This window comes from Lacticaseibacillus sp. 22, assembly GCF_055413445.1.
On record NZ_JBVAYD010000022.1, the window covers coordinates 1 to 13,049 of the forward strand.

A 13,049-nucleotide genomic window follows, 5' to 3' on the forward strand; every position below is an offset into this window, starting at 1 on the left:
AGGCTGCGGGGGTTTTGTGTATCGTTTTGTACTAGCCTTTTAATTGTTCTAGAACTTTAACGTTTCTCCAGTTTACCGACAATGGCTACCCAACTTAAAAGAGACAAATTTGATTCCTCTAGTACGTACCTATCTTATAAAAAGCCCTAACCGCGATGGGCATCCAAAATCTCCGGACCATGCGTTGTTCCGACAACCACCGTTTTAACCAGATCAAGGAACAAGCCGTGTTCGACAATCCCAACCTGCTTATTGAGCCATTCCGCCAACAAATGCGGGTGTTCGATCCGGCCAAGATGCAGATCGATAATGTAATTCTTAGAATCCGTCAAAGCTTTGCTGCCATCCTCATTCAAACGATAAGCTGGTTTCAGGCCTTCATCCGCCAACCGCTGTAACAGCTTGCCACTACCAAACGGAATCACTTCTAGCGGCAACGGAAACTTTCCAAGTGTGTCCACCAGTTTGGTTTCGTCCACGATCCAAATATTACGTGCCGAATTAATCGCGACAATCTTTTCGATTAAGTGAGAACGGCCACCGCCTTTAATGCCTTGAAAGTGCTTGTCGACTTCATCGGCACCGTCAATGGTCAGATCAATTTTATCCACATCGTCCAGTGCTTTCATCGGAATTTCCAACGATTCTGCCTGTTTTTGCGTCCGGACACTGGTGGCAACGCCGGTTAAACTAAGATGCTCTTCTTTAATCCGCTGAGCGATGGCTTCAACAAGATAAAAGACTGTGGAACCCGTTCCCAAGCCAATTGTCATCCCGTCTTCAACAAACTCCGCTGCCTTTTGAGCGGCTTCTTGTTTCAACTTATCTTGGTCCATAGCTAACCATCCTTTTCGCTTTGTTGTCTTCATTATAATATGAAACGAACGGCAAATGGTGGTTTGTGAAGAAAATGACAAATTGACATTTTGCATGTTTAACCGTAATCTGCATTAGTTAATGCTTTTTCACAAACACTACTCGACAACCTATAAGTAAAAGTTCAAAGCAAAAAGGGCATTTAGGTCAATAATAGGCCTGATCAAAAGCAACTCCGTCAAGGGGATGCAAAAAAGACTTACCTTATCAAACCGGGTATAGCTTTTATATAGCCTGTTTTTGCTCAGTGGTTAGCGTATTCAGAATATGATTGACCCGTTGCTCGCGTAGTTGATAAAGCCCGCAATGCTCCCTACAAAAAGCTGTCCGGTCTTTCTTAATTTCGGCTAAAATCTGATCCACGATATCATTCGTCTGTTGGTTTGCCTGACGTAAAGCCCTTATCTTAGCATTACAGTCATTTCGTTTTTTAGCCATTGATAAGACTTTTAGAATCGTCTGTGCCTTATATTCACGAATCGGATGGCATTCTTCAAGCTGGTGTTTTATCAATAAATCTTTCATCAATCAAGTCTCCCTCGCATTTGTTACTTTTTCGATGGGGCCAACGAAAAAGTAAGCAACTACACTGATCGGTTGAGTGTTGACGCATTCTGCAACCACTGATTAAAAGGCGTTGACTCACATCCTTCAGACTAAAATTCGTAAATCGTAATCATTACGATTTACGAATTTTAGATTATTCCCAAAGCCTTGTTTTGTCAATATAAGCAGGGTTTTAAATGGCAAAAAACTAATACCGTCAAACCCTTAGTTAAGGGAATGGGTATTAGTTTTTGTTTTGAGACTACTTATCAGGTAATTATTAAGCTTCACTCATCATACTTTCACTCATCAAATGGACCTCATGATCAGCATGCCGCAATTCAGGCCAGTACTCTCGATTCGCCACAATCAGATCGTCCAGCACTTCTTTTGCCACTTGCGCACTAGGCAACGTCTTCGATAGCGTAAGTGCCTGCCAGAGTTCCTGATAATCATGATGAATCCAAGCGTCCACTACCAGCTTCTCTACCATCGCCTGATTAAGGATCATCCCGCGCTGAAACAGTGGAATTTTCCCTTGCGTTAACGGTTCGGCACCATCTTTTCCGACGATACAAGGCACTTCCACCATGATGTCGTCATCAATATTGGCGATTGCGCCATTATTTTCCACAATGAGCAACATGCGTTCATGTGTATTAAAGGCAATTGCACAGGCAAGATCCACGATAAATGAGGCGTGACTGTCGATTGGAAACGCGCCGACCTCACTCGTACCCGCGTCAATGATCTTTTGTGCTGCCGTGAAAACTCGTTTTTCTCGACCGTCCTCAACCTCATTAGCGCGTGTGTATTCAGGATCAGAATGGGCAACAACATAATCTGGGTATAAATAATACTTGAGGTACGTATTTGGCAGATAGTTAGGATCCACTGCAAGCAGATCCTGAGCTTTTTTGTAGGTCGCCTGCCAACTCGCATCCATGTGCTGCGTGTCCACTTCTACTTGGGTCAGATAACCGTGATGCGCTACATAGTCTCGAATCTGTGGTAAATATTCATGGCCGGCTTTATCCTTGACACTCGTCCACCAGCCAAAATGATTCATGCCAAAATAGCGCACCTCTAAATCTTCTGGTTGTAAGCCAACAATTTGTGACATCCGCCGCTGAGTTCCAACCGGCATATCACAAATATTCAAAATTTTGGCATTTGGCCGCAGCCGGCGACATGCTTCGGCCACAATCGATGCTGGATTGGAATAATTTAGCATCCAACAATCCGGTGAATACCGTTCCATAAAGTCAATGAGTTCAATGATGTCGCCGATACTGCGCATCCCATAGGCAATTCCGCCTGGGCCACAGGTTTCTTGTCCGACAACGTGATGCTTCAATGGAATCTTTTCATCCTGTTCCCGCATCTTGTAGCCACCAGAGCGAATGTGTGCAAAACAGAAGTCAACATCGGTAAAGGCGGTTTGGGGATCAGTCGTCCAAGTAAACTCGATATTAGGTGCTTTTTCCTTTAATTCAATGGCGATCGCCTTTGCAATTATCGCTTGGCGGGCTTCGTCAATGTCGTACAGTTTCAAAGCCCGTAACGGAAAACGATCCGCATTTTCCAGCAGCATCATGACAATACCTGCTGTATAAGTACTGCCTCCGCCTGCAATCACAATAGAAAACTTCTTAGTCTTAGTCATCATAAACTCTCCTATTCAACTTCTGCTTTGTCGAACCCTAATGCTGCATCCACCGCGGTCCGTACTTTAGTGACTGCTAATCCGTAGACAACATGGACATTGTTGCCTTTTTTGATCACCCCACTGGCGCCGGTAACATTCTTTAATGTCGCTTCATCAACCAGATCAGGATCTTTTAAAACCGTTCGCAAGCGGGTATAACAATTCGTCACACTTTCAAAGTTGTCCGCTCCACCAAGTGCTTCAATAATGGTCGCGACTGGCACATCTTGGGAACCTTTGGGAATTTGTACAGGTGGCGTTTGCTTCTTCGCCTGATAATCGGCTTTACTATAAAGTTTGGTTTCTTCGGTATCTTGCTCACGCCCAATGGTTTTCAAATTGAATCGTCCAATCAAAAACCTGAACGTAAAGTAATAGATGAAGAAGAAGGCAATCCCGACGAGTATATACATCGGCCAGTGAGTTTTTCCGATACCCAGTGGCAGGTTATACAGTAGAAAATCAAGGAAGCCATTTGGTCCAATTGCCCGAACGTTAAGGAGGTTCAAGACGACCATGCTCAAACCGCTCAGCCCAGCATGAACGACAAACAGTAACGGGGCAATGAACATGAACGAAAACTCGATTGGTTCGGTGACACCAGCTAAGAAAGAAGTCACAACTGCAGGAATTAGGATTGCCTTGACTTTATTCTTGTTTTCCGGTTTCGCCATTTGATACATCGCTAAACATGCGCCGATCAAGCCAAACATTTTCGAAATACCACGTGCATCCCAGATAACCGAGCGCGATAGTAGGTGAATACCAGGATCGGCCATCTCCGCGTAATAAATATTTCTGGCACCTTCAAAAATGTGACCACCGATTTCTTCAACCCCACCAAGCGAGGTATAAAGAAACGGCGTGTAAATGAGGTGGTGTAAGCCGGTCGGAATCAGCAATCGTTCCAGTGACCCATAAAGGAATAACCCAAAGTTACCGGTCTGATTAATTACGTGGCCCAAACCGGAAATACCCATTTGGATGAATGGCCACACATAGGTCAGTGCGACTGCCAATAAAACCGTCACCGGAATCAGTACAATAAAGACAAAACGACTGCCACCATAAATCTGAAATGCACTGTGGAATTCAGTATCAACAAATTTGTTATGGATATAACCAAACGTAATACCGAGAATAATGCCCAGAAAAACGCCCATATCCAGAATCTGAACCCCAAGCACCGCTGCCTGGCCGGTTCCTTGAAGATTCTCAGCTTTGGAAAGAATTCCCCGCAGCTCCATAAACTTATTCATGGCATTGATGAAAACTAAGAAAGTCAGCAAAGCCGTGAATCCGGCCTCTGCTTTTTTCTTCTTCGCCAAACCAACCGCTAACCCCACACAGAAAATCACCCCAAGATTGGTCAGAATTGACACCAATGACCCCGACAAAATCAAACCAAAGCCCTTGGTCACTGGATTATTCATAAATGGGACAACTTCAAGCAATTTTTGATTCGTAAAGATATTGCCGATCGCGATCAAAATACCCGCAATCGGTAGAATTAGCACCGGCACAAACATTGCCTTTGAAAATCGCTGTAAGCCATCCATGACCTTTTGCTTCATCCCTTTTCACCTCTCCGATAGGCATATTTAGTAACCTGATATCGTTGCTGGTTTAAACTTAACAAAGTATCGGTGGTATGAAAACCCTTTCAAAGTCATTGGGAACGCGTTACGCTCGCTTGGAACAGGTTCCATTCAGCTCATGAAAGCCAAATAAAAAGCCATACGTTTTTCACGTACAGCCTTTCTCTACACTATAATTGTTCGATATCCACTTAAAGCTTTTTGTCTTTCAAGCGCCCGATATAAAACGTCAAACCTGAAACCAATCCTGCAATGACTGGACATAACAGCAATAGCCACACTGATTCAATGCCAAAAATTTCAGCAAAATAACCAAACAGACCAACGACGACAGATACAACAATACTGGCAGTGACAACGCGCTTCTGATCTTGGGAACTGGCCACTCGCACTCACCCCTTCAAAACTTTATTTCAGGGTATGCCATTGTTTCTGTTCATGCAAGACTTGTTGCAATGATGGTGCAGCTAATTCAGTTTCTCCACCTCGCCGATCTCCAGCTCAAACAAGGCCAGCATCTGCGGGTAAAACAGCGATGCCCGTTGATTTAACTCATCCAGTGGAAAATCATCCGCGACTTTAAGCGTCCAGTCAGCCATTTTAGCCAATGTACTGTCTGCGTTACCAGTGAAGGCAACAACGGGAACCGGCAAACTGCTGACTAAAGCCGCTTTATCAATCACACTCTGCGTCTCGCCAGACTTTGAAACAACGATAAACAATCCCAAATCCTCTAAATAATTCTCCAACAACGCAGCCGAATCACCTGGGGTTGAGAAAAAACACCGCTTACCTAGAATCTGAAATTTTTTAAACATATACTGCCCAATTACGCCTGAAAAACCAGCCGCATACAGGTACAAATATTGACTTTCAACCGCCGCGATTTGTTGAGCCACTGCGCGAATGGTCGTCGCATCATTTTGATCAAGCACCGCTGATTGCAACGGATCCTCAGTAGCGTCAACGGGTTGCATGCCGGCCTCGCCATGACGCAACATTGTCATCAACTTATACTGCATCTCTACGAAACCGCGATAACCCATTTTGTGTGCTAACCGCATGACGGTCGTGGCCGATGTGTAATTCGCTTTCGCCACGCCGCGTACGCCCAGATCTAACACACGGTCAATGTTGGCCACCAGATACCGCAAAACCGTGAACTCAGTCTCCGTCAAATTCTTCCCCGCAACCAGCTTTTCTAGTTTCACAATTGTCAGCGATCTTTTCATTGTTCGTCATGCTGATTTAACAACCAATCCTGCGCAAGTGAAAATGTTCAATCGGCATACGTCAATGTCGTAACCTGATCGCCATGCGCAACCGGCCCCGCTTTAATCGCATCGAACGCTTTCACCTTATCCATATTTGTAAACACAACCACCACAGCCGGGTCACGATTTGAGGCTTTAATCGCGGCAATATCGACTTGCGACAAAACATCACCCGCCTGAACTTCATCCCCCGCCGCAATCTTAGTCTCAAACGGTTCCCCGTCCATCTCAACCGTATCCAATCCCATGTGGACTAACACTTCAAGTCCTGCTACGGATGTAATTCCAATGGCATGTTTCGTCGGGAAAACCGAGCTGATGACGCCTGAAATTGGCGCATAAACTAGCCCTTCTTCGGGCGCAACTGCATACCCATCGCCCATCATCTTTTCCGAAAAAACGCCATCTTTGAGCGCCTCCAACGGCATTAACTCGCCTGTCACCGGTGCAGTGAAAACGTCACGCTTTTCTTTTTTGAACAACCCGAACATTAATCGCCATCCCCTTCTGAATTTAACTGAAACCCTGCAAGTTCACGGGCGTTATTTTTTATTGTACAGGAAAAAGGAGAAATATGTAAACGGTTTCTCAGCTGGGAAATACGCCAAGCAAAAACATTGCGATGACTATTTGAAGCATGCTATCATTATTTCAGTCAAAAGATTATGGACGGTCTTTTTGATTGTCTACTATTACTATTTCCAAAAGCTCCATGCTCGAAAGGGAGTATAGGCGTCCACCAATACTCCCCTGACAAGACCGTTCAAGACGGTTGACATTAAGTTGAACAATCAAAGGATCGTCGCCTTCGTCAAAAGGTTATCGACGGTCTTTTTGATTGTCTAGGATTGCTACCTTCAATGGCACCATGCTATAATAAAACGCGAAAACCGTTCAAGACGGTTGACATAAGATTTGCAATCAAAAGACCGTCATCTTCTCCAAAAGATTAGCGACGGTCTTTTTGATTGTCTAGGATTGCTACCTCCAATGGCACCATGCTATAATAAAACACGAAAGGGAGCATCGGTGGCTGCCGATACTCCCCTGACAAGACCGTTCAAGACGGTTGGCATTAAGTTGACTAATCAAAAGACCGTCATCTTCTCCAAAAGATTAGCGACGGTCTTTTTGATTGTCTTGTATTATCAGCATAATGGTGATGATCAGCGCAATCAACGATAATAAGAAATCACCGAAGACCAGCATCAGCATCAACGCATCAGCAACAGACAACTAGGCACCTCCTTCCGTATAGATTTTGATCATCGCGCATAGGCGACCACCTCACAATACGTTGGATTTGCCAACCGTCATTCACTTTCTTGTCTTGTTCATTATGCCATACAAAACGTCAAAACGCCTGCTATCTCAATGATTTCAGGCGTTTTTTAATATTTGGATTGTACTTTCTGATATATCAAACAGCGTTAGCCCTGGAGCCTCACAGCCAAGAGTTAAACCTCAGTCACTAATCCGCCGCAACCAGCTCACTCGCATCCACCAGTCGCTTGGTCATCTCCCACAGCTTGGCCACGTCTTCCGGTCGCGTCAGGCCAGTTGCCTTGTCAATGATCGAACTGTAAACATGCGGGATCACCTGTTTAACGCCGGCATCCAAGGCAATTTGGAGAATCGCTTCGTAATTATCCAAGTCAATGCCGCCAGTAGGTTCGAGGTTAAAACCTTCCGCGGCACAAGCTTTAGCCACTGCGCGGAATTCGGCTTCATGCTTCAAGCCGCCCATGGGGAAGAATTTGAAGCTGGTGCCGCCCATGTCTTGCAATAGGGCAATGGCGGTTTCAACCGGAACTTCTGCGGCCGGCTTTTGGCTGCTCTTCGGTCCAGTGGCAAGATTAACGATGCCGACTTTGCCAGTTGGTGAGACCAAGCCATTAATGACGGTCTCATTTTGGCCTAAAAGTGCGCGACTGGTACCAACGCCGGTGAAAACTTGATTAACGTGTTGGGGTTGCAAGACTTGCGAAACCCGACTCACCATGGCGCTTTGATTCGGGTCGCCTGCGCCTAAGCCAACCGATAACCCATTAGCGGTCACGGCTTGATATTTTTTCATATCTTCAATCGCCGCTTCATCGGTTGCGTAGTTCTTGGTCAAAACGCCGACCACCACATGGCCTTCCGCAGCTTCATAGATGTCTTTGGCATTGTCGACGGAACCAGCGAGCACATTTAGAGCGACACGATTTTTATAATAGTTTGGGGTTAAGTTCATGGAAGACAACCTTTCTATGCGAGAATTTCTTTGAGACGATTGACGATCAGGTCCATTTCCGCTTGATCAACGGCACGAATATCGAATTCGATGATCCCTTCATTAGCCCGATATTCGCGCGTGTAGATAGCCGGATCCCCTACCTTTAGTTCGGCTGTAACCTGCTTGGCATTCTTGGGACTGGAGGCTTCTACCGTCACCGCGGCCCGGAAAATCGGGCGTCCGGCGCCATCTTGGACTTCCTTCACGTTCAGGTGTGACACCTCATTCAAAGCGGCCACGAATGGGTGTAGCCGCTTCTTCATCGCGTCACCGGACTCTGGACCGTGATCCAGATATTGGCTAAGTGCGGTGGTAAACCCGAGCAGATTTTCCTTGCCGATTTTCATGGCCCGGCCAATCCCAAGTCCTTGCAGTTTCGTCCAACCGATATACGGCTCCTTGCCGAAAACCAAGCCTGACGCTGGGCCTTCAATCGCCTTGGCCCCAGAAAACAGCACCACGTCAACGCCCATTTCGACATACTTGTGCAAATCCTCTTCCGCCGCAGCATCGAGAATCAACGGAAGATCGTGGCGATGAGCAATCTCCAAGGCTTCCTGAATTGTCAGCATGCTTTTTTGCACCGCGTGATGACTTTTCACATAGAAAATTGCTGCAGTGTTGGCTGTGATCATCATCTCCACATGTTCCGGCGTGCACATATTGGCATACCCGGCCTCAACTACCTGACCGCCGCCGAGTTCAATCATGACTTCTTCCGGCGTGCCATAATCAACATTCTGTCCCTTAGGCAAAATGATTTCACGCTTGGTATACCGCGAAGAAAACGGATGATAAACATGATACTTACTACCTTCACCGATAATTCCGGCAACAGCTTCAGCAATCCCGGCCGACGCTGAGTTCACCACCACAGCGCCTTCAGTTCCCAGTTTTTTGGCAATGTACGCGCCAGTTTTATCAACCAGATCCTTCATTTCAAAAAAGTGGGTATCCCCAAACTGCTGCGCCTGAATCGCGGCCTCCGGGACTTTGGAAACGCCCAGAATGGTCATTTTACCGCTAGCGTTGATCACGTGCTTCAAATCGTAAGTGCTGTAATAATCTGTCATGCGTGTTGTTCCTCCAAATCGTAAACCGCCCCGCCAACAACTGTGTAAATTGGCGCGATGAGTTGCTGGCCGGTTTTTGTGTTGCCATTAGAATCCGTTAATACCTTATCACCTTTTGTTAGGTTAAAAATGGTCACGTCCGCATCTTTTCCTGGTCGCAACCGGCCTTTATTCAAAAGATGGAAGGTGTCCGCCGGTGCAAAAGTCACCATCCGAATAACTTCTGGTAAGGTATAGCCGAGCAGCAACATCTTTTCCATCGTCGTCGCCATGTCATAAACGGGACCATTTTCACGATTGCGGTGGTAAATATCCGTGCTCAAGGATTTAGGATCAAGGCCATGATCGCGGGCAATCTGCATGGTTTTAAAATTAAACGAATCTGTCCCATGGCCCACATCGAAAACAACCCCACGGTCATATGCATCATAGACGAATTCCTTGATCTCACCGTTTTCATCAATCATCCCATTTGGCTTGCCGTTATAAGCATGCGTCAGAACATCCCCCGTGCCCATCGCCTGCAAAATATCTTTGAGTTCAGGCGGATTGGCCCCGACATGCACCATAATCGGCAGATGTCCGAGCAAAGCCGCATATGATCTTGCCGCCAATAGTGGCTTGATGCCATTATCAATCACCACCGAATGGCTTTCACGGGCCTTGATGCCGACGATAAAATCAGGTAAGTCCGCAACCACATCAAACAACGCCTGCTTGTTGACTTTATCTAGGTCTCCGAGCTCATCCTGCGCTAAAATACCGGTGCGACCGATATTGATCAGTGCGTAAACATTGGTCTTTTTAGCGCGTGTAATGTCGTAAAAACTCCGAATATTGTCCGCACCGGTTGATCCCGCATCGATCACGGTTGTTACGCCGGCCTTGTACCCATCTTCATCGGGATCGTCATAGTACAAAGATAGCTTTTCATAGCAATGCACGTGATCGTCAATCCACCCAGCCGTGACGTAGGATTGCTGGTGTAAGTCAATTTCCTGATGACCGCCTGCTCCTTCCAGTTTTGGTGCTACCGCAGCGATCCGGCCGCCATTAATGCCGACCTCGATCGGCTGTTCACGTTCTGTTTTACCGTTCTTAATTAAGACATCAAACACAAGTGATTACCTGCCTTTCGATTTGATTGTAGCCATTTTTGGATGCAACGCTTGGAGAAGTTTGAAGTGCGTCAACAAGTGGGGAATCTGAACATGAAAATGGTTACTCCAGTGTGCTAGGCTCTCCAAAATCTTGCTCTTCTGCCACTCTCCGAAACGCGCAAACTGGCACAGAAACCTGTACATAAGGACCTTAGACCGCCAATGACCAAAGACCAGTCATTGGCGGTCTAAGGCCACTTATGCTCCGGTTTCTAAGCGCGCCAGTTTACGCTCTTAAAGTTTCACCGGGAAGAAGAATCCCATAATCATCGCGCCAATAATCGCACCGCCTGGGATTGGTTTTTTCCAAGCGTAGAACAACGCTGCGCCGACCGTGCTGCCAATGCCAATCGGAATGCTGGCAGTCACGGCACTGAGAATAATCAGCGGCCCAAGGAAGCGGCCCGTTTGGTTACCGGCTCCCATCATAACGTCGGCACCAAATGTCGCATTGCTTTGGTTAATCGTGAACTTCCGCACCAGGAAAATGATCATCCCGATGATTAAGCCCAAAATCGCCCCAGTTAACAACGCCAAGGCAAAGTTTGACACCAGCGACTTGGCGCCAACCGACAGTAAGATCGCCGGAATCCCGATCCCGACCCCTGTCAAAATCGAACCGCCAAGATCCAGAATGCCGACAAGTGACCCTTCCAGAATCCGGGCAAACAGGAAACTTGCCCCAAACGCCGCCGCTGCGCCATATGAGCCACCGGTCATGCCGGCTTTCAACATGGCCACAATCGCCACTTCATTGAAGGCCCCAACGCCATAATTAAAATACATGGATGTTCCGGCAAAAACGCCTGCCGACATCATTGCAACAATCGCGACAAAACCCCAATCCGCATGCCAGAAATCACGATCTGCGGCTTCTCTCAATTCTTCTTCAATTGGTGCTTGATTTGCTACAGCTTGTTTATCCGCCATCAGTCAATCCACCTCTACTTTCCGCTTAACGTGTTATGAATATTCGACAACCAGTCAGGTGCATTTAAGTTAAAGGACTTCAGCAAGTTGAGATCGAATCCGCGGAAGAACCCTGATAAGACGAAGAGCAAAATGGCCGCAACCAAAATTGATTTCGTAATTCGAGTCCATCCTAGTTCATCAACACCTTTACCGACAAGAATGCCTAAAACCACCCCTGGTACCGCATTACCCATAATCATGGCCGACAAACCACCAAACACGGTTCCAAACAGGCCTGACCGTCGACCGGCATCAATTGCCGCCAACCAGAATAAGATTGGCATGACAAGGTTAATCAACTGATTCGCCGCCGGAACAAGCACTTTAACCGCCGTCACTTGCAGCGATTCGGGAATCGAACTGGACGTGACATTCAAGAAAGCAACGACCACGATACCGGCAATCGCCCCGGCAATCCCCATTTTCTTAGGATTATGCATGGTTTGTTCAACGTTACGATTTTTAACCAGTAACCCAGCAGCCGCCCAGTTCGGAATGACACGGTGCGTAATATCCTGCGTAAAGGCGCCGGCCCCAACCGTTGACGCCCAGGCATTGAAGAAGAAGCCCAACCCGAAACTAAAATGCGAAGCCGGATCGCCTTCTGCCGCGTTCATTTCGCCCAGTGTTCGAAACGCGCCCAAAGCTTGTGTCTTTGGCGCGGTGAACATCCGTGCTGCCCCAACCCCTGCCGCAAAACCAACCAATCCGCCAATAATGATGGACTGGAATAAAATTGTGAGAATTGGCAATTCATTTCACACCCTTCAAAATATTCTTTAGATTCGGCAATGACATGGCATCCGGCGATGGTGCCGCGACGTCTTCAAAAACCAAAGCGTCAAGGTCAATCGCCGTAACTGCAACTGTCACTGCCAGTGTCACTGCATAAGTGGTACGCGTGCGTTTAAAAAAGAAAAACAGAAACTTTTCCGTATAACTCGACTTAACCAGTTTCAGCGGCTCGACTTTTTCGGGAACGATCCGCAAAATCGCAGTTTCGGTATCACCAATCAGCTGTTTTTGGATATTGCTAAAAGCGGCTGCAAAGGCTTGCTGCTTGGTTTCACCTTTGCCAGATACCGTGACGACTTGATGTTTGGTTTCATTGACGACTGTCATTTATAACCGCACTCCTTACGCTTCGGGATACTTCTTGTTCCACGCTTCGACCAGTGCTTTACCCAACGCTTCTTGATCCATAAAGCCAAAACCGAGAACTTTAGTGCCTTCCTCGATGGCAGTCACACCTTCTTGAATCGAGCGCATGCCATGACGTTCCGGCCATCCATATTGCGTATGCGCGGTAATCGCCCCCGCACCACCGGAACCACAGAAGCTAATGCCCATATCGGCTTTTTCTTTATCCATCACCTGACCCAAACGCATATCCGCCCCCATACCAGGCACCACAACGGCAGTACCACCAGCGGCTTCAACCCCTTTAGCAACGTTTTGACCCTTACCCATCCGATCTGCGATAACTACTTTAACCATGATATCTTCCTCCTGAGCGTGAACTGGCGCGGTTAGAATCTTCGCCAGTTAACACGAGATAATTGCA

At 46.9% G+C, this 13,049-nt stretch carries 15 protein-coding genes; all 15 read right to left on the reverse strand.

The window, feature by feature from the left end; genetic code table 11:
• Nucleotides 1–146: 146 nt before the first annotated feature.
• Entirely contained in the window at nt 147–836 is a 690-nt protein-coding gene (gene rpiA / locus ACWP87_RS10115) for a ribose-5-phosphate isomerase RpiA (RefSeq protein ID WP_005688260.1), read from the reverse strand.
• 265 nt (nt 837–1,101) lie between these two features.
• A complete protein-coding gene (locus ACWP87_RS10120; protein WP_005688258.1) occupies nt 1,102–1,401 on the reverse strand; it encodes a hypothetical protein in 300 nt (99 codons plus the stop codon).
• Between the two features lie 301 nt (nt 1,402–1,702).
• Nucleotides 1,703–3,088, reverse strand: coding sequence for a 6-phospho-alpha-glucosidase (locus ACWP87_RS10125; protein WP_029943973.1), 1,386 nt, complete (start codon nt 3,086–3,088; stop codon nt 1,703–1,705).
• Between the two features lie 11 nt (nt 3,089–3,099).
• Nucleotides 3,100–4,704, reverse strand: coding sequence for a PTS transporter subunit EIIC (locus tag ACWP87_RS10130; protein ID WP_005688255.1), 1,605 nt, complete (start codon nt 4,702–4,704; stop codon nt 3,100–3,102).
• Nucleotides 4,705–4,919: 215 nt separating this feature from the next.
• A complete protein-coding gene (locus ACWP87_RS10135) occupies nt 4,920–5,114 on the reverse strand; it encodes a hypothetical protein (RefSeq protein WP_005688254.1) in 195 nt (64 codons plus the stop codon).
• Between the two features lie 81 nt (nt 5,115–5,195).
• Nucleotides 5,196–5,939 (reverse strand): MurR/RpiR family transcriptional regulator, encoded by a 744-nt coding sequence (locus tag ACWP87_RS10140; protein WP_015765087.1) that lies wholly within the window; start codon nt 5,937–5,939, stop codon nt 5,196–5,198.
• A gap of 68 nt (nt 5,940–6,007) precedes the next feature.
• Nucleotides 6,008–6,493: a PTS sugar transporter subunit IIA gene (locus ACWP87_RS10145; RefSeq protein ID WP_005688252.1), complete on the reverse strand. Its 486-nt coding sequence runs from the start codon at nt 6,491–6,493 to the stop codon at nt 6,008–6,010.
• Between the two features lie 625 nt (nt 6,494–7,118).
• Complete coding sequence (locus ACWP87_RS10150; RefSeq protein ID WP_005688430.1) at nt 7,119–7,238, reverse strand: putative holin-like toxin; 120 nt, start codon at nt 7,236–7,238, stop codon at nt 7,119–7,121.
• A gap of 235 nt (nt 7,239–7,473) precedes the next feature.
• Nucleotides 7,474–8,238 carry a 2-dehydro-3-deoxy-phosphogluconate aldolase gene (gene dagF, locus ACWP87_RS10155; RefSeq protein ID WP_005687726.1) on the reverse strand — a complete coding sequence of 255 codons (765 nt, stop codon included), beginning with the start codon at nt 8,236–8,238 and terminating at the stop codon, nt 7,474–7,476.
• Between the two features lie 14 nt (nt 8,239–8,252).
• Nucleotides 8,253–9,353, reverse strand: a complete 1,101-nt coding sequence (locus tag ACWP87_RS10160) for a DgaE family pyridoxal phosphate-dependent ammonia lyase (protein WP_005687728.1) — start codon at nt 9,351–9,353, stop codon at nt 8,253–8,255.
• Nucleotides 9,350–10,471 carry an amidohydrolase/deacetylase family metallohydrolase gene (locus ACWP87_RS10165; protein WP_005687730.1) on the reverse strand — a complete coding sequence of 374 codons (1,122 nt, stop codon included), beginning with the start codon at nt 10,469–10,471 and terminating at the stop codon, nt 9,350–9,352. Before ACWP87_RS10165 ends, ACWP87_RS10160 begins: the two co-directional genes overlap by 4 nt.
• Nucleotides 10,472–10,747: 276 nt before the next feature.
• Complete coding sequence (locus ACWP87_RS10170; RefSeq protein ID WP_005687731.1) at nt 10,748–11,443, reverse strand: DUF4310 family protein; 696 nt, start codon at nt 11,441–11,443, stop codon at nt 10,748–10,750.
• A gap of 14 nt (nt 11,444–11,457) precedes the next feature.
• Nucleotides 11,458–12,237, reverse strand: a complete 780-nt coding sequence (locus ACWP87_RS10175) for a DUF4311 domain-containing protein (protein ID WP_005687733.1) — start codon at nt 12,235–12,237, stop codon at nt 11,458–11,460.
• Between the two features lies 1 nt (nt 12,238).
• Nucleotides 12,239–12,607 (reverse strand): DUF4312 family protein, encoded by a 369-nt coding sequence (locus ACWP87_RS10180; protein WP_005687734.1) that lies wholly within the window; start codon nt 12,605–12,607, stop codon nt 12,239–12,241.
• Between the two features lie 15 nt (nt 12,608–12,622).
• Nucleotides 12,623–12,982 carry an SFCGS family glycine-rich protein gene (locus tag ACWP87_RS10185; protein ID WP_005687737.1) on the reverse strand — a complete coding sequence of 120 codons (360 nt, stop codon included), beginning with the start codon at nt 12,980–12,982 and terminating at the stop codon, nt 12,623–12,625.
• Nucleotides 12,983–13,049 lie beyond the last annotated feature (67 nt).

What these genes read in the sequence shown, in the direction of transcription:
- rpiA (WP_005688260.1), bottom strand. Translation starts at nt 836, where the DNA reads ATGGACCAAGATAAGTTGAAACAAGAAGCCGCTCAAAAGGCAGCGGAG.
- ACWP87_RS10120 (WP_005688258.1), bottom strand. Translation starts at nt 1,401, where the DNA reads ATGAAAGATTTATTGATAAAACACCAGCTTGAAGAATGCCATCCGATT.
- ACWP87_RS10125 (WP_029943973.1), bottom strand. Translation starts at nt 3,088, where the DNA reads ATGACTAAGACTAAGAAGTTTTCTATTGTGATTGCAGGCGGAGGCAGT.
- ACWP87_RS10130 (WP_005688255.1), bottom strand. Translation starts at nt 4,704, where the DNA reads ATGAAGCAAAAGGTCATGGATGGCTTACAGCGATTTTCAAAGGCAATG.
- ACWP87_RS10145 (WP_005688252.1), bottom strand. Translation starts at nt 6,493, where the DNA reads ATGTTCGGGTTGTTCAAAAAAGAAAAGCGTGACGTTTTCACTGCACCG.
- dagF (WP_005687726.1), bottom strand. Translation starts at nt 8,238, where the DNA reads ATGAACTTAACCCCAAACTATTATAAAAATCGTGTCGCTCTAAATGTG.
- ACWP87_RS10160 (WP_005687728.1), bottom strand. Translation starts at nt 9,353, where the DNA reads ATGACAGATTATTACAGCACTTACGATTTGAAGCACGTGATCAACGCT.
- ACWP87_RS10170 (WP_005687731.1), bottom strand. Translation starts at nt 11,443, where the DNA reads ATGGCGGATAAACAAGCTGTAGCAAATCAAGCACCAATTGAAGAAGAA.
- ACWP87_RS10180 (WP_005687734.1), bottom strand. Translation starts at nt 12,607, where the DNA reads ATGACAGTCGTCAATGAAACCAAACATCAAGTCGTCACGGTATCTGGC.
- ACWP87_RS10185 (WP_005687737.1), bottom strand. Translation starts at nt 12,982, where the DNA reads ATGGTTAAAGTAGTTATCGCAGATCGGATGGGTAAGGGTCAAAACGTT.